Genomic DNA, 19554 nt, shown 5'->3' with positions numbered 1-19554 from the left:
GCGCCTCCGGTGGGAAGGGGGCACGATTTGCAATGCCGCAATGCGGAAAAATTTCGCTTACGCAGAAAAACTTGTCCATGATCAATGTGGAAATGAACTCGGTCGTTTATCTAACCTTCACGGAGCGGGGCTAGGGAGTCCCGAACCGGAAGGAATGCATGGAGAATGGAATGATCTTCGAAAGCCGGATGTGGGATGAACTCGAACCGGGCATGAGCGCCGAATTGCGCCGCCTTCTCACGGCAGACGATTTCTATGTTTTCGCCGCCGCATCGGGGAATCATAACCCGGTTCACCTTGCTTCGCAGGATGGCGACGGCGACGGGGTGAAGGAAGCCGTGGCGCCGGGAATGTTCGTGGCCTCGCTGATTACCAGCGTTCTAGGCAACATGCTGCCGGGGCCCGGCACGCTCTACCGCTCGCAAAGCCTGACGTTTCATGAGCGCGCACATGCGGGCGAGGAACTGGTGGCGCGGGTCGCCGTTGTCAGCAAGTCCGCCGATGGTTGCGTGACGCTGGCGACTGAGGCGCGCCGCGTTGGAGACGATGCGCTGATCGTCGATGGTGAGGCCTGCGTGCAGGCCCCCGCAAGGCGCGTGCGCTACGAAGAGCTGGACGTCCCCGGTCTGATCGTGCAACGCCACCGCCATTTCGAAGCGATGCTGGAGAAAGCCGAGGCGCTGCCCTCGCTGCAAACCGCCGTCGTCTGCCCGGAAGCCGACCACGCGCTGGAAGGCGCGCTGATCGCGGCCGAGCATGCGATCATCACGCCGCTTCTGATTGGCGACCCCGACAAGATCGCGAAGGCCGCGAAAGAGGTGGGCAAGTCGCTTGATGCCTACCAGATCCTGCCCGCGCTGACGCATCGTGAAGCGGCGCGGATAGCCGTCGATCTGGTCAACGAGGGCCGGGCCGAGGCGATCATGAAGGGGCATTTGCATACCGACGATCTGCTCAAGCCGATGCTCGACAAGGTTACCGGGCTGCGGATCGGGCGGCGCTTCACCCATATCTTCGTGATGGACGTGCCCGGCGTGTCGCATCCTCTGCTGGTGACCGATGCCGCGATCAACATCGCGCCTGACCTGGTGACCAAGGTGGACATCGTGCAGAACGCAATTGACCTGGCGATTTCGATCGGGATCGAGGTGCCGAAAGTGGGCGTGCTGAGCGCGGTCGAGACGGTGAACCCCGCGATCCCCTCGTCGATCGATGCGGCGCTGCTGTCGAAAATGGCCGAGCGTGGTCAGATCAAGGGCGGCATCGTCGATGGTCCGCTGGCGATGGACAATGCCGTCGATATCGGTGCAGCACGCACCAAGGGCCTGCGCGGCGAGGTGCCCGGTCATGCCGAGGTGCTGGTGGTCCCGGGCATCGACTCGGGCAACATGCTGGCCAAGCAGCTGGCCTATATCAGCCATGCCGAAGGTGCCGGTCTTGTCTTGGGCGCCAAGGTTCCGGTGATCCTGAACTCGCGCTCTGACAGCTCGATGGCGCGTCTGGCCTCGGCGGCGGTCGCGGCGATCAACTACCACTACCAGAAGGGCACGATGCGATGAGCCGCGCGATCCTGACGCTGAACTCGGGCAGTTCCTCGCTCAAGCTGGGGCTGTTCACCGAGGATCTGCAAACCCTTGCCATGGGCCACGTGGACCGGATCGGGCGGCGCGAGGCGGCGATGAAGATCGCCGATGCCGAGGGGCGGCCTCTGCCGGTGCCCGAACACGCGCCCAACGATTTCGCGACCAACGCGCAGGCGCTGAAAACCGCGCTCGAGGTGTTCGAGGCCGATTTCCCGGGCCTTGAGGTAGTCGCGGTGGGCCACCGGATCGTGCATGGCGGGATCGAGCACGCCGCACCCGAACTGGTGACCGAGGCGCTGATGAAAGACCTTGCGCGCCTTGCGCCCTTCGCACCGCTGCACCAGCCGCATAACCTTGCGGGCGTGCGCGCGGCGCTTGAGGCCTTCCCCGGCACGCCGCAGATCGTGTGCTACGACACCGCCTTTCATCGCGGGCACCCGTTCGTGGCCGATACCTACGCCCTGCCGCGCGCCTATTACGAGGAAGGCGTGCGCCGCTACGGCTTTCATGGTCTGAGCTACGACTACATCCATGGAGAGCTGGCGCGCACCGAACCCGAGCTGCACGCGGGCCGGGTGGTCGTGGCGCATCTCGGCTCGGGCGCGTCGATGTGTGCGCTGATGGATGGCAAGTCGGTGGCCTCGACGCTTGGTTTCTCGGCGCTCGATGGTCTGCCGATGGGCACCCGCTCGGGCGAGTTGGACCCCGGCGTGGTGCTGTATCTGATGGACCAGAAGGGCATGGGGCCGCAGGAAATCTCGGACCTGCTCTACAAGCAATCCGGCCTGCTCGGCATGTCGGGCGTGTCGAATGACATGCGCACGCTTGAGGGTTCGGACGATCCGCACGCGAAGGAGGCGATCGACTACTTCTGCTTCCGCATCAAGCGCGAGCTTGGCGCGATGGCCGCGGCGCTTGGCGGGCTGGATGGTGTCGTCTTCTGCGGCGGGATCGGCGAGAATTCGGCCGCGACGCGCGCGCGGGTTTGCGCGGGCATGGAGTGGCTGGGGATCGAGATCGACCCCGAGGCCAACGCCGCCCATGCGCGCACGATTTCGACCGGCAAGGTGCGGGTCATGGTCATCCCGACGAACGAGGAAATCGTGATCGCCCGAGCCGCCAAGGCGGTTCTGGCGCAGTAATTAAAGCGGCGCGCAGGCGGCCCTGAGCCAATCGCGCGCTGCCTCTGACACATGCGGGCCGACGCGACGCCAGACCTCGGCGTGATAGGCGTCAAGCCAGGCGCGCTCGGCATCGCTCAGCAAGCCAAGGTCGATCAGCCGCCGGTTGATCGGCACCCAAGTCAGGGTGCGCATCGCCAGCATGGCGCGCACATCGCCGCCGGGCAGGGCGGGGGCGTCCTCGACCAGAACGAGGTTCTCGATACGGATGCCAAAGGCGCCTTCGCGGTAGTAGCCGGGCTCGTTCGACAGGATCATGCCCGGGGCCAGCGGTACCTCGGAGATGCGCGAGATCCGCGCCGGGCCTTCATGCACGCACAGCGCCGCGCCGACGCCGTGGCCGGTGCCGTGGTCATAGTCCTGTCCCGCCATCCACAAAGGCGCGCGCGCGAGCGTATCGAGATCGCGCCCGGCCAGCCCCTTGGGCCAGCGCGCGCGGGAAATGGCGATCATGCCTTGCAGGACGCGGGTGAAGGGAACGCGGGCCTCCTCGGGCACCGGGCCAATGGCGACGGTGCGGGTGATGTCGGTGGTGCCATCGGGGTATTGCCCGCCGGAATCGACCAGCAAGATCTCGCCCGGCGTCACGGGGCGGTTGGTTGCCTCGGTCACCCGGTAATGCACGATGGCACCATTCGGGCCAGCCCCGCAGATCGTGTCGAAGCTGATGTCGATCAGCTGGTTCGTGGCGCGTCGGAAGCCTTCGAGGGCGGTTACGACCTCGATCTCTGTCAGCCCGCCCTGTGGTGCTGTGGCGTCAAGCCAGCACAGGAACTCGACCATGGCGCAGGCATCGCGGTGATGGGCGGCTTCCATCCCGGCGATCTCGGCGGGGTTCTTGCAGGCCTTGGGCAGCAGGCAGGGATCTTCGGCCCAGAGGATCTGGTGCCCGGCGGCTTCCAGCTCGTGCCCGATCTGAATGGGGGCCGAGGCGGGATCGACTTGCACCGGGCCGGTCAGGCTGCGCAGGCCGGGGGCGAAGGCCTCGACCGGGCGCAGGGTCACCTCGGTGCCCAGATGGGCGCGCAGCTCGGGCGAGAATTTGGCGGGGGCGGCGAATAGCGTCAGGTGGGCATTGTCGTGCAGGACGGCAAAGCACTGCACCAGCGGATTGCGTGGAAGATCCGCGCCGCGAATGTTCAAAAGCCAGCAGATCGAATCCGGCAGCGTCAGCACAGCCGCAGCAGCGCCGCGTTGGCGCAGCGCCTGCGCGATGCGGGCGCGCTTGGAGGCGCTATCTTCGCCCGCCAGGGACATCGGATGGATGCGCGCGGGGGCCGAGGGCGGTGCGGGTCGATCCGCCCAGATCGCGTCGATCAGGTTCTGGCATTCGATCAGCTCGACGCCCGAACCCTCAAGGGCCTTCTCAAGCTCGGTGATCTCGCGCCGGGTGTGCAGCCAGGGGTCGAAGCCCACGCGCCCGCCCTTCGGCAGGGCCTCGCGCAGCCAGGGGCCGGGTTTGGTCTCGGGCCAGTTCACGGGGGTGAAGGCGGTCAGATCGATCTCGGCGCGCACCTGAACGCGGTAGCGACCGTCGATAAACACGCCCGCGCGATCATTCAGGGCGATGCAGAAGCCGGCCGAGCCGGTAAAGCCCGTCAGCCAAGCCAGACGCGCATCGCGTTCGGCGACATATTCGCCCTGATGGGCATCGGCGCGGGGCACGAAAAAGCCGTCCAGCCCCGCGCGCTGCATCTGGCTGCGCAGGGCAGCCAGGCGGGGCGGACCGTTCTCGGGGGCGGATTTCGAGGCGAAATCCTGAAACATCACATGGCCTTCCGCATGCCCAGAACGCGCGCCCGCGCCCGCGGGTCGCTGTCGAAGAGGCTGGCAAGTTGTTCAGTCATCGCACCGGCGAGTTGCTCGACATCGGTGATGGTGACGGCGCGCTGGTAGTAGCGCGTCACGTCATGGCCGATGCCGATGGCGATCAGCTCTACCGCGCGGCGCTTTTCAACCATGGCGATCACGTCGCGCAGGTGTTTCTCGAGGTAGATCGCCGGGTTGACCGAGAGGGTCGAGTCGTCCACCGGCGCGCCGTCCGAGATCACCATGAGGATCTTGCGCGCCTCGGGGCGGGCCAGCATCCGCTTGTGCGCCCATTCCAGCGCCTCGCCGTCGATGTTTTCCTTCAGCAGGCCCTCTTTCATCATCAGGCCCAGATTCGAGCGCACCCGCCGCCATGGCGCATCGGCGCCCTTGTAGATGATGTGGCGCAGGTCGTTCAGGCGGCCGGGCTGCTGCGGGCGCCCCTCGGCCAGCCATTTCTCGCGCGACTGGCCGCCTTTCCAGGCACGGGTGGTGAAGCCCAGGATCTCGACCTTTACCGAGCAGCGTTCGAGCGTGCGCGCCAGAACATCCGCGCAGATCGCGGCGATCGAGATCGGGCGGCCGCGCATCGAGCCCGAGTTATCGAGCAAGAGCGTCACCACCGTATCGCGGAACTCGGTGTCCTTCTCGATCTTGAAGGAAAGCGGCGTCGTCGGGTTGGCCACCACGCGGGCCAGCCGCCCGGCATCCAGCATCCCCTCTTCGCGGTCGAATTCCCAGCTTCGGTTCTGCTGCGCCTGAAGGCGACGTTGCAGCTTGTTGGCCAGCCGCGAAACGGCGCCCTTCAGCGGCTCCAGCTGTTGGTCGAGATAGGCGCGCAAGCGCTCCAGTTCGACCGGTTCGGCCAGATCCTCGGCGCGGATTTCCTCGTCGAACTCGGGGGAGAAGACCTTGTAGTTCGGATCGGCGAGCGAGGCGGGCGGGGGCGAGGGTGGCTCAGGCGGGGCGTCCGCCTGCGGCATGTCCACCTCTTCGCCCATCTCCTGATCGGCCGTGTCGTCCATGCTGACCGAGGTCTGCGACTGGTCTTGCTGTTCTTCTTGGCTGCGCTCGGGCGACGCTTCGCTGTCTTCGCTCTCGTCCTGATCGCGGCTTTCCTGATCGCCGGAATCGGGATCGTTCTCGGCCTCTTCCGAATCCGACTCGTCGTTCATCTCTTCGTCGGGGTCGTCGCCAAGCTGGTCGGCAAAGCCTAGATCCGCGATCACTTTGCGCGCCATGCGCGCGAAGGCCGCCTGATCGGACAGAACATGGTTTACCGCTTCAAGGTCGTCGCCCGCCGATTGCTCGATGAACGGACGCCACAGCTCAAGCACATTCGCCGCCCCAGGGGGCAGCTTACGGCCGGTCGCCAACTCGCGCACGAAATAGCCTGCCGCGACGGCCAGCGGGGCATCGGACTGGCTGCGGATCTGGCTGTAGCCCTTGCGCTCGGCTTCCCACGCGATCTTGGCGTCGATGTTCGAGAGCGTGCCGGGCATCTCGCGCGCGCCAAGCGCCTCGCAGCGCGCGCCCTCCATCGCCTCGTAAAGCGCGCGCGCCATCTCGCCCGAGGGCTGATAGTGTGCACCCACGCCTGCGTCGTGATGGCGCTTGCGCAGTGCAAGAGCATCGCCCGTTCCGCGCGCCAGCAGTATCTCGTCGCGGGTCATGCGGCGGCTCACCTGCGGCAGGCGCATCGTGTCTCCCGCCACGCCGGAGGGGTCCACGGTATAGGTGACCGTCAGGTCGGGCGCGTCGGCCAGCGTCTTGGTCGCCTCGGCCAGGGCCTTCTTGAACGGATCTGCGGGGTTGTCGATGGGTTTGCTCATGTCTCTTTATGCGAAGTTTGCCAACGGCGGGAAAGGGGCAAGACGTATGGGCGAGGCGCGGGTATGCGGTTGGGGCGGTCGAGAGAAACGAGAACTGCCCCGAAATGCCGCTTGATCCTTAACGTCGTGGCATGAGCTTAAATCGAAGGTGACCGCGTGCCGGGCGGCTTTCGGCACGCGGTCATCGGGTGTTTAGCGGGCGGTCAGGTTCGCCGCGCTTTCCGGCAGTTCCTCGTCGAACAGGCGCTGGTAGAACTCGGCTACGGTGGCGCGCTCAAGCTCGTCGCATTTGTTGAGGAAGGTCAGGCGGAAGGCGTAGCCCACGTTGCGGAAGATCTCGGCGTTCTGGGCCCAGGCGATGACCGTGCGGGGCGACATGACGGTGGAAAGATCGCCGTTCATGAAGGCCGTGCGCGTCAGGTCTGCCACATGCACCATCTGGTTGATCTGCTTGCGGCCCTTCTCGGTGTTGTAATGCGGGCATTTCGACAGGACGATCGCGGCCTCGGCGTCATGGCTGAGGTAGTTCAGCGTCGCGACCAGCGACCAGCGGTCCATCTGACCCTGGTTGATCTGCTGGGTGCCGTGATAGAGGCCCGTGGTGTCGCCAAGGCCGACCGTGTTGGCGGTGGCGAAGAGGCGGAAATAGGGGTTCGGCGTGATGACCTCGTTCTGGTCGAGCAGCGTCAGCTTGCCGTCGGCTTCCAGAACGCGCTGAATCACGAACATAACGTCGGCGCGGCCCGCGTCATATTCGTCGAAGACGATTGCGGTGGGGTTGCGCAGCGCCCAAGGCAGAATGCCCTCGTGGAACACGGTGACCTGCTTGCCATCCACCAGCTTGATCGCGTCCTTGCCGATCAGGTCGATTCGGCTGACGTGGCTGTCGAGGTTGACGCGCACGCAGGGCCAGTTGAGGCGTGCGGCGACCTGCTCGATATGCGTCGATTTGCCGGTGCCGTGATAGCCCTGGATCATGACGCGGCGGTTATAGGCAAAGCCCGCAAGGATCGCCATCGTGGTGTCGGGATCGAACTTGTAGGTCGGATCGAGGTCCGGCACGCGGGCGGTCCGCTCGGCGAAGCCACGCACCTTCATGTCGCTGTCGATGCCGAAAACCTCGCGAACGTCGATGTCTTCGGTGGGTTTGGCGTTCTGGTCGAGCATGTGTGGCGTCCTTTCTGCGGTCGTGAAGATTTGTGGACCATCGGCACAGGCGGTGCAAGGGGGCGGATTGTGTCAGATACAGTTGCGCAAGCTGCCCACGACGCCGTGATGCGACGTGAACCAGAGTGATCACGCGTGGCGCAACTTTGCGCCCGGCGGCTCCGTCCCTTTTGTATCCCGCCACACGAGCGGGCCGAAACTCTAGGGAGATCAAGTCATGAAAAAGACCTTTGCCGCCGCCGCAACCACCCTTGCGCTGATGGGGTGCAGTGCCTTTGCGATGGATCCGACCAAGAACGTGGTCGAGAACGCCGTGGCCTCGCCCGATCATACCACGCTGGTTGCCGCCGTGCAGGCTGGTGGGCTTGTCGAAACGCTCGCCGGCCCCGGCCCCTTCACTGTTTTCGCGCCGACCAACGCCGCCTTCGCCGCACTGCCTGACGGCACGGTTGAAACGCTGCTCAAGCCCGAGAACAAGGATCAGCTCGTGCAGATCCTCACCTGCCATGTGGTGGGCGCCGAGGTGATGTCGGAGGCGCTGGTCACAATGATCGGCGAAAAGGGGGGGGTGCTCGAAGTCGAGACGCTTGGCGGCTGCAAGCTCACCGCCATGGTCGAGGATGGAAAAGTGATGATCGCCGATGAGAACGGCAACAAGGTCACTGTTACCGCAGCCGATATCGACGCGTCGAACGGCGTAATCCATGTGATTGACGGGGTCATCCTGCCGAAGGGCTGAGTGCGAATAATCTCTCCTCTGCGCCCCCGGCCTCGGTCGGGGGCGCGCCTCTGTCCGGGTGGCATTGAATGTGACCTGTCGCGCGTTTAGGTTTCGCGGATCAGATGGAGATCGAAACATGAGCGGATTGCTGGCGCTACTCGACGACGTGGCGGGGATCGCCAAGATAGCGGCCGCCTCGGTCGATGACGTGGCGGGGCAGGCGGCCAAGGCAGGGGCCAAGGCCGCGGGCGCGGTGATCGACGACGCCGCCGTTACGCCGAAATACGTGCACGGTTTTGCACCCGCGCGCGAGTTGCCGATCGTCGGCAAGATTGCCATCGGCTCGATCCGCAACAAGCTGTTGATCCTGCTGCCGGCGGCGCTGCTGTTGTCGGCTTTCGCGCCCTGGCTGATCACGCCGCTTCTGATGATCGGCGGGGCCTATCTGTGCTTTGAGGGCGCCGAGAAGGTCTGGCACCTGTTCCATCCGCACGAACCTTATGCCGATGGCCACGTCGAGGGCGGCGGCGATCCGTTGCATCTGGAGGCCGAGAAGGTCTCGGGCGCGGTCAAGACCGACTTCATCCTCTCAGCCGAGATCATGACCATCGCGCTGGCGGCCCTGCCGCCCGATCAGCCGGTTTGGATGGAGGCGATGGCGCTGGCTTTCGTCGGCATCGGCATCACGGTGCTTGTCTATGGCGGTGTTGCGTTGATCGTGAAGGCGGACGATGTCGGCCTGTGGCTGGCGCGGGTAGGGCGACTGTCGGCAACGCGCGCGCTTGGGCGCGGGATCGTGTCGTTCATGCCGCTCTTCATGAAGGCGCTGATGGTTGTCGGCACGGCGGCGATGATCTGGGTCGGCGGCTCGATCGTGCTGCATGGCCTGGCCGAGACGCTCTGGCACGCACCCTACGACTGGATCCACCATCAGGCCGAGGTCGTGGGCCATGCGGTGCCGCAAGGCCTGTCGGGCTTCATGAACTGGGCGACCACGGCGTTTTTCGACGGTGTCTTCGGGCTGGCACTTGGCCTGCTTCTGATCCCGCTGGTGGCCAAAGTCATCGACCCGGTGATCATGTCGTTCAGCGGGAAGGGCAAGGCGGGGCACTGAAACCCCGCCCGGCGCCCCGGCGCATTACTTGAAGTTGCGCGAATCCTTGATCTGGTCCCAGGCCCAGACAACCTCTTGCAGCATCTCTTCGTGCGAGCGGTCACCGCCGTTCATGTCGGGGTGCAGCACCTTGATCAGCGCCTTGTAGCTCTTGCGGATATCGGCCTTGGTCATGCTGTCCTTGGCGTCGAGAATGTCGAGCGCGCGGCGCTCGGTCGGGGGCAGCTTGCGGCCCAGGGAACGACCGGGGTTCTGCGTCGCGTTTGCACCCAGAAGCTCGTGCGGATCGGCGATACCGTGGCGCGACCAGCCCAACTTTTCGTCATTGGCGCGGTTGAAGGGTTTGGTCGGGCGCTCCCACACGGTCGCGTTGTCGAGGAAGGCCTGGAATTCCTCTTCCGACTGGCCCTGGAAGTAGTTCCAGTTCAGGTTGTACTCGCGCACGTGATCCTTGCAGAACCAGAAGTAGTCATCGAGCACCTTCGGGCTTTTGGGGGCGCGATACTGGCCGGCCTCGGTGCAGCCTTCCTTGTCGCAGACCCGGGTCGAGGTCTCGAAGGCGCCGGACATGCCGCGCTTGCCCTTCGTGCGGCGTTTCTTGTCCGCCGCCGCCGAAATGTTGAAGCCGAAGGGGTCGCTCTTGCTCATGCGGGCCTCGCGTGAATCAGTCTTGGTTGGGTCGGCGCGTCACTTGACGCCCTGACCGACTCGGGCCACGCAGGATAGAGCAATTGTCGCGAGAAGGAAGGGGGCCGGAAGATGGCTGGCGGAAAAACTCTGGTCGCGGACGAGATCCGCGCACGTTTGGCGGCTCTGGCGCCCGAGCGGCTGGAAGTGATCGACGAAAGCGCGCGACATGCCGATCATTCCGAGGATGCGCAGCGGGGCGAAAGCCATTTTCGCATTCGCCTGCGGGCGTCAACGCTGGACGGTCTGTCGCGCCTGGCACGGCATCGCGCAGTGCATAACGCGCTCGGGGCAGAGCTGATCGGGCGCATTCACGCCCTGGCAGTCGAGTTCGAGGCTTAGGCCTCGTCCTCGGCCGGGCCGACGCGGGGCGCGCGCCCCTCGGGCGACAGGGCCGAGAGCACCTTCTTGAGCGGCGTCTGCGCGGTCTCGTTCGTCAGCTTGAGCGGCTCGGGGCGGGCGCCCGCCGTTGCGGGCCGACGAAACACCAGCAGGTTGTGAAAGACCGTGTGTTTCGAGGTCAGCCCGCTGCGCTCCTCGGCGGGCAGGGTCTCGGCGCGCCAGTATTCCCACCCCTCGCGCGCAAGGTCGTTCATCATATGCGTCAGCGTATGGGCAAAGCGATCAACCCCGGTTTTCACGCCCCGCTCTTTTTCGCCACGGGTCGGGGCCGGGACGACCTTGTATTCATAGCTCTGCATCGAAACACCTCACTTTGCGGGTTTCATACCCGATGACCCGCCCCGGTCAACTAACGAGAGGGTGAGGGGGCGGGCTTTCGCTCAGGCCTGTTGCGGGGCGGGCTCCTCATCTGCGTCGCGTTCGAACAGGCCCAGGTCGTGCAGGATTGCGACCATCGCCGGGGTGACCAGCAGCGCGAGTAGCGTGGCCGAGGTCAGGCCGAAGGCAAGGCTGGCCACAATGGGACGCAGCAGTTGTGCCTGCGTGCTGGTTTCAAACAGCAGCGGCCCAAGGCCGACCACCGTTGTCAGCGAGGTCAGGAAGATCGCACGGAAACGGTCGCGCACGGCGTTTACCGCGCTGTCCTCAAGCGGGTCGCCCTGGGCCAGACGCTCCTTGATGAACTCGATCAGCAGGATCGAGTTGTTTACCACGACCCCCGCTAGCGTCGCCATGCCCACAAGGCTGGGCAGCGAAAGCGGTAGGCCAAGCAGGAAATGACCCCACATCACGCCGATGACCGAAAGCGGAATGGCGGCCAGCACCACGACGGGTTGCAGGAAGCTGCGGAACTGGAAGGCAAGGATCAGGAAGACCCCGATCACGCCGATCCCCAGATTGCGCCCAAGCGACGATCCGGTCGTCGCGGCATCCTCGGCCTCGCCCAGGAAGCTGACGCGAACATCGGGGCGTTTCTCGGCGAGGGTTGGCAGGTAGTCCGCCTTAAGCGCGCTGATCAGCTCGCGCGAGTTGGCGACGGCGGTATTGATCGAACCCTGAACGGCAACTGATCGCTGACCGTTGATCCGGTTGATCGAGGCATAGCCGCGATCCATGCGCACATCCGCTACCGCCGAGAGCGGCACGGCCGTGCCATCCGAAGCATTCACCCGCAGATCGAGGATATCGGCCAGGCTGCGGCGCGCCTCTTCGTTCAGGCGCACGACGACCTCAAGCCCGCCAAGCCGGTCTTGAAACTCGAAGGCCGTGTCGCCGCGGAAGGCTGCGCGCAGTTCATTCGCGATGGACTGCGGCGAAACGCCAAGCGCGCTGGCGGCTGCCGGGCGCGGGGTGACGATGAACTCACGCTTGCCTGGCTGCAGATCGAAGGTGATATCGCGCACGCCTTCGAAGCCGCGGAAGAACTGGCGGATTTCCTTGGCGGTGGCCGCAAGGGCGTCAAGGTCTTCGCCTTGCAGGCGGATGTCGATGGGCTTGCCGCCCGCGCCGCGTTCCTTGTCGGTAAAGCGCAGGGCCGCCATGTCGGGCAGCGGGCCGGTGGCCTTCTTCCACTGGTCCAGGATCGTGCCCACATCGGTCACCCGCACACCTGCCGGCAGAAGCCGCGCGCTGACGGTTGCCATATGCGGCCCGGTTTCGGGGGTGTCGGCGTTGACGCTGTAGGTGACGGTGTAGCTTTGCACCAGCGCCTGACCCTCGGGCTGTTCGGGGGTAAGCTCGGCGTTGAACTTCTCGAGCCCTGCAACAACCTTGGCCACCCGCGCCTCGGTCCGCTCGAAGGGCGAGCCCTGCGCCAGCAGCAGCCGCGCCTCGACCGTGTCGCTTTCCAGCGTCGGGAAGCTTTGGAACTTGATCAGCCCGCCCGCGAAGGGGGCAATCGAGAAGAGCACAAGAAAGATCGCCAGCCCGAGCGTCAGGTAGCGATGGCGCAGGCTTTGGGTCGCAAGCGGCACCACGACCCCGTCGCGCAGCTTCGCAAAGGCATTGTTCACGGCGGTGCTGATGCGCCCCGGCCGCAATTCGCGGCGTAACGCATTGTGCATGTGATGCGGCAGGATCAGGAAGGCCTCGACCAGGCTGACGATCAGGGTCAGCAGCAGGACGATGGGGATGTATTTCAGCACGCTCCCGATGGAGCCTTGCAGAGAACCAAGCGGCCCCACGATCATCGCCGTGGTCAGGAACGAGGCCGCAACCCCCGGCGCCACCTGAAGCGCGCCGTTCACGGCGGCGGTCAGCCCGGGCTCGCCCTCTTGCCTGCGCCGCACGATGTTTTCCGAGATGACGATGCTGTCATCCATCAGCAAGCCAATGGCGACCAGTAGCGCCACCATCGTCATCATGTTGATCGAGTAGCCCAAATACTGCATCGCGAAGATCGTTCCGAGGAACGAGACAGGCAGGCCCATCGCGACCCAGAACGACATCCGGAAGCCGAAGAACAGCCACATCGAGGCAAGCACAAGCAACAGGCCCTGCACCCCGTTGACTGCGATGATCCGCAGACGGTCGGTGATGTTCGAGGTCGAGTCCTGCGAGATCGCAAGGGTGATATTGCCCGGCGCCTCGGCCTGCGCCGCTGCCACCTGCCGGTCGAGCGCGGCTTTCACGCGCAGCGCGTCCTGCGCATCGGTCTTGCTGACGCTGACGATGGCCGCAGGGCGGTTGTTATATAGCGCGGCCTGCGCCGGGTCGGCGAAGCCCTCGCGGATAGTGGCGATATCGCCGAGCAACAACTGCCCGCCGCTAGCGGTTCCGGCGACCGGAATACGCGCCAGTTCCAGCGCCGTGCGTTTCTCGCCCAGAAAGCGCAGGCTCGCCTCGCCGTTCGAGCCTTCAACCGTGCCCGCGGGCATGTCGAGGCTGTCGCGCCCGATCAGCGTGACGATATCCGAGACCGAAAGCCCGAAGCGCTCCACCGCCGAGGGGTCCAGCTCGACGCTGATCTCGCGCTCGGAAAAGCCCGAGACGCTGACCTGCGTGATCGCGGGGTCGGCGCGCAGCCGCTCGGCCAGCGCGTCGGCGTAGCTTAGCAGGACCATGCGGTCCTCGGGGCCGGTCACGGCGACCGAGGCGACCGAGGCGATACGCTCGACGATCTGCGCCACGGGGGCGTCGGCCTTGTCGGGGAAGCTCGTGATCGCGTCCACCGCCGCCTTCAGGTCGTTGTGAAAGCGCGTCATGTCGGCGCCTTCGAGGATCTCGGCGGTGATGATGGCCGTGTTGTCGCGCGCAAGGCAGCTCAGTTCGGCCATGTTGGTGACCGAACGCAGCGGGTCCTCGGCGACGACGCAGATGCCGCGCTCAACTTCGGCGGGGGAGGCGCCGGGGTAGGCGATGCGGATCTGCACCTCGGAGGGCGGGGTTTCAGGGAAGGTGTCGCGTTGCAACTGCGGCAGGGCCACGAGGCCCAGCACCATCAGCGCGATCATCAGGATGTTCGCGGCGGTCGGATGACCGGCAAAGAGGCGGATCATTGCGAGGCTCCCTTGCCCTTGCCAGCGGTGCCGCCCGTTGCGGCAGCGGCGAGCGCGGCCAGCGTGGCCTTGTCCTCAAGCGGTTTCACGGCCATTCCGGGCACGGCGATGCTGGGGTCGGCCACCACGAGCTTGTCGCCCTCGACCAGGCCCTCGGTCACCACGGCAATCTCATCCAGCGTGAAGCCAAGCGTGACCGGGCGCTTTTCCAGTTTGCCCTCTTCGGACACCACCAGCGCCGAACCACCGGCGACCGCGTCAAGCGGGGCGACCAGCGCCGAGGTTTTCGGCGCGCTCAGCACCACCTCCACCAGCATGTTGCGGCGCAGGGGCGGGCGGGCGCCTGCCTGGGCCTGCGAGAGCGGGTCTTCGGCGCGCACGACGATGGCGCTCGACTGGGTGCGCGGGTCGATGGATTCGCCCATGCGCACGACCTGCGCCTTCCAGGTGACGCTGTGATCGGCGGCGGGCAGGCGGATGCGCGCCGTCAGATCGGTGACCGCGCTGCCTGCGCCCATCACCCGCATCAGAGGGCCGATGCGCCCGATGGGGAATTGGGCGGCAACCTCGACGGCCTCGGTGCCCTCGGCGGCCAGAAGGGTCTGGCCACGCGCGACATACTGGCCGATCTCGGCGCTCACATCGGTCAGACGCAGATCGTAGGGCGCGCGGATATCGGCAAAGCCTAGGTCGCGCTCCAGCGTTGCGCGTTGGGCGCGTAGCACCTCGCGTTCGGCTGCGTTCAGGGCGATCTGGTTTTGCGTCTCGACCAGTTTCGAGCGCGCGGCCAGTTCCTGCCGGCGCACCGATTCAAGGTTTGCGGCGGTCACAACGCCTTGTTGCGCAAGCTTTTCCTGCCGCGCCAGATCCGCCTGAGCCAGTTCCAGATCGGATTGCACCAGTGCCATTGAGGCCGCGATCGTCTGATCCTTGACCTCAAGCGCGGCCAGTTGCGCATCGGTTTGCGCGAGAGACAGGCGCAGGCCGCTGTCGTCGATCCGCGCAAGCGAGGTGCCCGCACTGGCGATCAGACCGGGGGCGAGGCCCTCGATGGTCCAGTCGATCTCGCCCTCAATCCGGGCCACTGCGCGCCACTCACGCGTCGGCTCGACCGTGCCATAGCCCGAGACGCGGGGGATGATATCCATCGGCGCCATGGTGATGACGCGGACCTGCGGTGGGGTGCGTAGGGTGTCTTTTGCCGCGGGCTGCTGCGCGAGGCTGCCGGACCACATGATGCTGAGCACGCCAAGCGCCGTCGGAACCGCCACGGCGAGCCCGCGCCGCGCCACCATCTGCCAAGTCCACATTGCAATCCCTCGCGCCTAATAAATTCATTCTTGTGCATATGATCATGCCGATGCGCGGAAGGGTAGTCAGAAGATGTGACGGCAACAAAAAAGCCCCGGGGGGTCCCGGGGCTTTTCCGTGTCGAACTGGCGAGGCTCAGAGCGTGCCGCTGCGCTGCTGGATCATCATGAAGGTGTCGTAGTTGTACTCCGACAACTGCATCCAGAGGTAGGCGTCTTTGCGGAAGGCCCACTGGCTGTCGTAGATCTTCTTGAAGGCCGGATTTGCGGCGGTGATCTCGGCGTACACTTCCTGGGCGGCGTTGAAGCACGCTTGCAGAACTTCCGGCGTGAACGGACGCAGTTGCGCACCATTGGCCATCAGCGACTTGAGCGCGGCGGGGTTCTTCCAGTCGTAGCTGGCCATCATGTCAAGGTTCGCTGCCTGACAAGCCGCTGTGAGCGCGACCTTGTAGGCCTCAGGCAGCTTGTTATAGGCGTCGTTGTTGAACATGGCGTGCAGACAAGCGCCACCTTCCCACCAGCCGGGGTAATAGTAGTAAGGCGCGACCTTGTAGAAGCCGAGCTTCTCGTCGTCATAGGGGCCGACCCACTCGGTCGCGTCGATCGTACCTTTTTCCAGCGCGGGGTAGATGTCGCCGCCTGCAATCTGCTGCGGCACGCCGCCAAGCTTCTGCAGGACAGCGCCGCCGAAGCCGCCGATGCGCATTTTCACGCCGTTGAGGTCTTGGACGGTGTTGATCTCCTTGCGGAACCAGCCACCCATCTGCGCGCCGGTGTTCCCGCAGGGGAAGGCGGTGATGTTGTAGGTGCCGTAGAACTCGTTGAGCAGGTCGTTGCCGCCGCCATAGTAGAACCAGGCGTTCTGCAGGCGCATGTTCAGACCGAACGGAACGGCGGTGCCGAACGCGAAGGTCGGATCCTTGCCCCAGTAGTAGTACGAAGCGGTATGGCAGGCCTCAACCGTGCCGTTCGAAACCGCGTCCATCGCCTGCAGGCCGGGGACGATCTCGCCACCCGCGAAGACCTGAATCTTGAACTTGCCGCCGGTCATGTCGCTGACATATTTCGCCATGGTCTCGGCTGCGCCGTAAATCGTATCAAGCGATTTCGGGAACGACGAGGTCAACCGCCAGGTAACCTCGGGCAGGTCCTCGGCCAGTGCCGGGCTGGCAACCGAGGCGGCCGCTGCGGCCGCGCCACCAAGCGCACCCTTGCGGATGAAAGAACGACGATCCATAAAAATTCCTCCCGTGTTGTATGTCCGACTATCGGCCCGCTTTTTGCGGTTCCTCCCCGTAGGCGGCTCCGGTGGTCACTTTACTTTACCGGAACGACCTGTCTAGCCCTCACGCAACGAAATCCTGCGTCAAATTGCGCATGAAAAAGCCCCGACGCGGTGAAACGCGCCGGGGCTGGCAGGTTTGGGCGAAATCTTGCCTTTAGTTGCGGCAGTCGCCCGAATTGGCGGCGATCAGAGCGTGCCGTTGCGCTGCTGGATCATCATGAAGGTGTCGTAGTTATACTCGGCCACCTGGGTCCAGAGGTAGTTCTCGGCGCGGAAGGCTTTGATCGACTGCCAGAGTTTGGAGAAGTCCGCGTTCGAGGCTTCCAGCTCGGCATAGACCTCGTTGGCGGCGTTGAAGCAGGCCTGCAGAACTTCCGGCGAGAACGGACGCAGCTGCGCGCCATTGGCCACCAGCGACTTGAGCGCCTTCGGGTTCAGGTAGTCATACATCTGCAACATGTTCGCATCGACGCCTTGGCAGGTCGAGCGCAGCAGCGACTGATAGGCCGCGGGCAGGGCCTCGTAGGCGGCCTTGTTGAACATGAAGTGGACGGTCGGGCCACCTTCCCACCAGCCGGGGTAGTAGTAGTAGGGCGCGACCTTATAGAAGCCCAGCTTCTCGTCATCGTAGGGGCCGACCCATTCGGTCGCGTCGATGGTGCCTTTTTCCAGCGCCGGGTAGATGTCGCCACCCGCGATCTGCTGCGGCACGAGGCCGAGCTTCTCCATCACCTTGCCCGCAAAACCGCCGACACGCATCTTGAGGCCCTTGAGGTCTTCGACGGTGTTGATCTCCTTGCGGAACCAGCCACCCATCTGCACGCCGGTGTTGCCGCCCGGGAAGCCGACAAGGCCCTGCTTGGCGAGGAACTCGTTGTAAAGGTCGATGCCGCCACCATGGTAGTGCCAGGCGTTGATGCCGCGCGCCGAGAGCGAGAAAGGCACGGCGGCCGCGACGGCCCAGGCCGGGTCCTTGCCCCAGTAGTAGTAGCCGACCGTGTGGCAGGCCTCGACGGTGCCAGCGGCGGCGGCGTCAGCAGCTTGCAGGCCGGGGACGATCTCGCCGCCCGCGAAGACCTGAATCTGGAAGTTGCCGTCGGTCGCTTCGTTGATGCGCTTGGCCAGCACGTCAGCCGCGCCATAGATCGTGTCGAGCGACTTGGGGAAGGACGAGGTCAGGCGCCAGGTCACTTTCGGCGCCGACTGCGCGATGGCGGGCGCGGCGAGGCTGGCGGCAGCGCCGCCGACAGCGGCTTTGGTCAGGAATGAACGACGATCCATGGGGTCCTCCCGTAAAAATGATCGGATAAAGACGCACCTAGGGGGGGAGCCCGCGGCGGTCGCGCGGAAAGTGGCAGGCAGGCAGGCCAGTGTCCAGAGTGTGGTTGGTCAAAAAGCGTGGTTTTGGTAAGAAAAACAATCCGGTTTTTGGTTTTTCTTGCCGGTTTGCACTGCCCAGCGTTCAACTGCCGCATCTGGCGGCAGTTGCGCGTCATTTGGGCATCAGCTGCGGGTGTCGGGCAGCGCGATGCGGGCGACCTGCTCGGCGATCGGGTCGACCGAAAGCGGATGCGTCTCGCCCGAGTGCTCCTCGGGGTCGCCCAGATCCTGCCAGCTGCTGTTCTTGAAAATCTCGAGCCCGCTGAAATTCGCCTTGTAGCCCATTTTGCGTGAACCCGGCACCCAGTAGCCGAGGTAGACATAGGGCAGGCCCGCGCGCCGTGCGATCTCGACATGATCGAGGATTAGGTAGGTGCCTAGGCTGTCGTCGATCCGGTCGGGGTCATAGAAGCTGTAGACCATGCTCAGCCCGTCATCGAGCACATCAGTCAGGCAGACGGCGACCAGCGAATGGGCGGTCTCGGGCGTAGCGGCGGTTTCGCGATATTCGATGACGCGCGACTTGATCGGCGTCTCCTCGATCATCGCTGCGAATTCGAAAATATCCATGTCGGCCATGCCGCCATCGGCGTGGCGATGGTCCAGGTAGCGGCGGAACAGCGCGAACTGCTCTTCGGTAGCCCAGGGGCTGGTTGCGGTGCGCTTGAGGTCCGAGTTGCGCTTGAGCACGCGGCGCTGCGTCCGGCTGGGCGAGAAATCCGCAACGCGGATACGCGCCGACAGGCACGCCATGCAATCCGAGCAGGACGGCCGATAAAGGACGTTCTGCGAGCGCCGAAAGCCCTGCCGCGACAGCGCATTGTTCAGCTTCTCTGCGCCTTCGCCCTGCAGAGCGGTAAACAGCTTCCGCTCCGAGCGCCCGTCGAGATAGGGGCACGGTTGCGGCGCCGTTACATAGAACTGCGGTGCAAGCGGAAGTGAATGGCGCATGTGTTGGCGTTCGGCGTTAATACGAGAGAAGGCTAGCAAGTTCGGCGGTGGGCGCCAAGCATTTCCTCTGAGCCGATCTGTGCCAAAACCCGGCTTTTTCAAGCCGGGCCGGGGGAGGGGGGAGATGCGGCGGCAAAATGCCGCCGTTCAGGGCTTAGTAGGCGCCGGGCGCTTTGGGCGGCTCGGCGGGGCCGTCCTCGGGCTGCTCGGCGGCGGCGTGGGCGCGTTCGTCCATGTACTGGTCGAATTCGGCCTTGTCGCGGGCCTCGCGCAGGCGGCCAAGGAAGGCTTCGAATTCATCCTGCTCGCGCTCAAGCCGGGCCAGCGTTTCGGCCTTGTAGGCGTCGAAGGCGCTGTTGCCGGTGACACGGCTGGCGTGGATGTCGAAGCCACAGGCGCGGCGGGCGTGGTTGCGGCGGCAGCCCTTGCCGAAGCGGCCGGTGATCAGGATGAAGCCAAGCACCAGCAAACCGAGCGGGCCGCCGAAGATGAACGAGCCGACCATCACCACGACCCAAGAAATCGGGCCGCGTTCGTCGAGCCAGTTCAGCGCGCGGACGATCCAGCCGGGGCGGGCAGGAGCGGGGGAATAGGCGTAGGCGGACATGAGAACCTCCGGGTTGGTATGTGAA

The 19554-nt window shown here is 65.0% G+C and carries 16 protein-coding genes; 5 read left to right on the top strand and 11 right to left on the bottom strand.

The window, feature by feature from the left end; genetic code table 11:
* Positions 1-170 precede the first annotated feature (170 nt).
* Together LZA78_RS13985 and LZA78_RS13980 are read left to right on the top strand one after the other, a co-directional pair.
* Positions 171-1559 (top strand): bifunctional enoyl-CoA hydratase/phosphate acetyltransferase, encoded by a 1389-nt coding sequence (locus tag LZA78_RS13985; protein ID WP_233677538.1) that lies wholly within the window; start codon positions 171-173, stop codon positions 1557-1559.
* Positions 1556-2725 carry an acetate/propionate family kinase gene (locus LZA78_RS13980; protein WP_233677537.1) on the top strand — a complete coding sequence of 390 codons (1170 nt, stop codon included), beginning with the start codon at positions 1556-1558 and terminating at the stop codon, positions 2723-2725. Before LZA78_RS13985 ends, LZA78_RS13980 begins: the two co-directional genes overlap by 4 nt.
* Here LZA78_RS13980 and LZA78_RS13975 read toward each other — a convergent pair whose 3' ends face one another.
* The 3 genes from LZA78_RS13975 to cobS form a co-directional block, all read right to left on the bottom strand.
* On the bottom strand, positions 2726-4531 hold the full coding sequence (locus tag LZA78_RS13975) for an aminopeptidase P family protein (RefSeq protein ID WP_233677536.1): 1806 nt from the start codon (positions 4529-4531) through the stop codon (positions 2726-2728). It abuts the gene before it with no gap.
* On the bottom strand, positions 4531-6405 hold the full coding sequence (gene cobT, locus LZA78_RS13970; protein ID WP_233677535.1) for a cobaltochelatase subunit CobT: 1875 nt from the start codon (positions 6403-6405) through the stop codon (positions 4531-4533). The genes LZA78_RS13975 and cobT overlap by 1 nt, the downstream gene beginning before the upstream one ends.
* Positions 6406-6597: 192 nt before the next feature.
* On the bottom strand, positions 6598-7572 hold the full coding sequence (cobS, locus tag LZA78_RS13965; RefSeq protein WP_233677534.1) for a cobaltochelatase subunit CobS: 975 nt from the start codon (positions 7570-7572) through the stop codon (positions 6598-6600).
* A gap of 217 nt (positions 7573-7789) precedes the next feature.
* Here cobS and LZA78_RS13960 point away from each other — a divergent pair, with 217 nt between their 5' ends.
* Both LZA78_RS13960 and LZA78_RS13955 read left to right on the top strand, forming a co-directional pair.
* Entirely contained in the window at positions 7790-8311 is a 522-nt protein-coding gene (locus LZA78_RS13960; protein ID WP_438811082.1) for a fasciclin domain-containing protein, read from the top strand.
* A 118-nt stretch (positions 8312-8429) separates the two neighbouring features.
* Complete coding sequence (locus tag LZA78_RS13955) at positions 8430-9407, top strand: DUF808 domain-containing protein (protein WP_233677533.1); 978 nt, start codon at positions 8430-8432, stop codon at positions 9405-9407.
* Between the two features lie 24 nt (positions 9408-9431).
* On the opposite strand, the gene LZA78_RS13950 is transcribed toward LZA78_RS13955, so the two are convergent.
* The gene (locus LZA78_RS13950; protein ID WP_233677532.1) at positions 9432-10055 is read right to left on the bottom strand and encodes a DnaJ domain-containing protein; all 624 of its coding nucleotides are present in this window, start codon (positions 10053-10055) and stop codon (positions 9432-9434) included.
* A 111-nt stretch (positions 10056-10166) separates the two neighbouring features.
* Between LZA78_RS13950 and LZA78_RS13945 the strand changes: the two genes are divergently transcribed.
* Positions 10167-10436 carry a BolA family protein gene (locus tag LZA78_RS13945; RefSeq protein ID WP_233677531.1) on the top strand — a complete coding sequence of 90 codons (270 nt, stop codon included), beginning with the start codon at positions 10167-10169 and terminating at the stop codon, positions 10434-10436.
* Here the strand turns inward: LZA78_RS13945 and LZA78_RS13940 are convergent.
* The 7 genes from LZA78_RS13940 to LZA78_RS13910 form a co-directional block, all read right to left on the bottom strand.
* On the bottom strand, positions 10433-10795 hold the full coding sequence (locus LZA78_RS13940; RefSeq protein ID WP_233677530.1) for a DUF4177 domain-containing protein: 363 nt from the start codon (positions 10793-10795) through the stop codon (positions 10433-10435). The genes LZA78_RS13945 and LZA78_RS13940 overlap by 4 nt on opposite strands.
* Before the next feature lie 81 nt (positions 10796-10876).
* The gene (locus LZA78_RS13935) at positions 10877-13993 is read right to left on the bottom strand and encodes an efflux RND transporter permease subunit (RefSeq protein ID WP_233677529.1); all 3117 of its coding nucleotides are present in this window, start codon (positions 13991-13993) and stop codon (positions 10877-10879) included.
* Positions 13990-15303: an efflux RND transporter periplasmic adaptor subunit gene (locus tag LZA78_RS13930; RefSeq protein WP_233677528.1), complete on the bottom strand. Its 1314-nt coding sequence runs from the start codon at positions 15301-15303 to the stop codon at positions 13990-13992. The genes LZA78_RS13935 and LZA78_RS13930 overlap by 4 nt, the downstream gene beginning before the upstream one ends.
* Positions 15304-15439: 136 nt before the next feature.
* Positions 15440-16543, bottom strand: a complete 1104-nt coding sequence (locus tag LZA78_RS13925; RefSeq protein ID WP_233677527.1) for a TRAP transporter substrate-binding protein — start codon at positions 16541-16543, stop codon at positions 15440-15442.
* A 234-nt stretch (positions 16544-16777) separates the two neighbouring features.
* Complete coding sequence (locus tag LZA78_RS13920; protein WP_233677526.1) at positions 16778-17872, bottom strand: TRAP transporter substrate-binding protein; 1095 nt, start codon at positions 17870-17872, stop codon at positions 16778-16780.
* 222 nt (positions 17873-18094) lie between these two features.
* A complete protein-coding gene (locus tag LZA78_RS13915; RefSeq protein WP_233677525.1) occupies positions 18095-18922 on the bottom strand; it encodes an arginyltransferase in 828 nt (275 codons plus the stop codon).
* Between the two features lie 154 nt (positions 18923-19076).
* Positions 19077-19529, bottom strand: a complete 453-nt coding sequence (locus tag LZA78_RS13910) for a DUF2852 domain-containing protein (protein WP_233677524.1) — start codon at positions 19527-19529, stop codon at positions 19077-19079.
* Between the last annotated feature and the right edge of the window lie 25 nt (positions 19530-19554).

This window comes from Rhodobacter flavimaris (assembly GCF_021378075.1).
GTDB lineage: Bacteria > Pseudomonadota > Alphaproteobacteria > Rhodobacterales > Rhodobacteraceae > Rhodobacter > Rhodobacter flavimaris.
The sequence above is the reverse complement of the archived record's forward strand: the minus strand, read 5'-3'. Positions and strand labels throughout refer to the sequence as shown.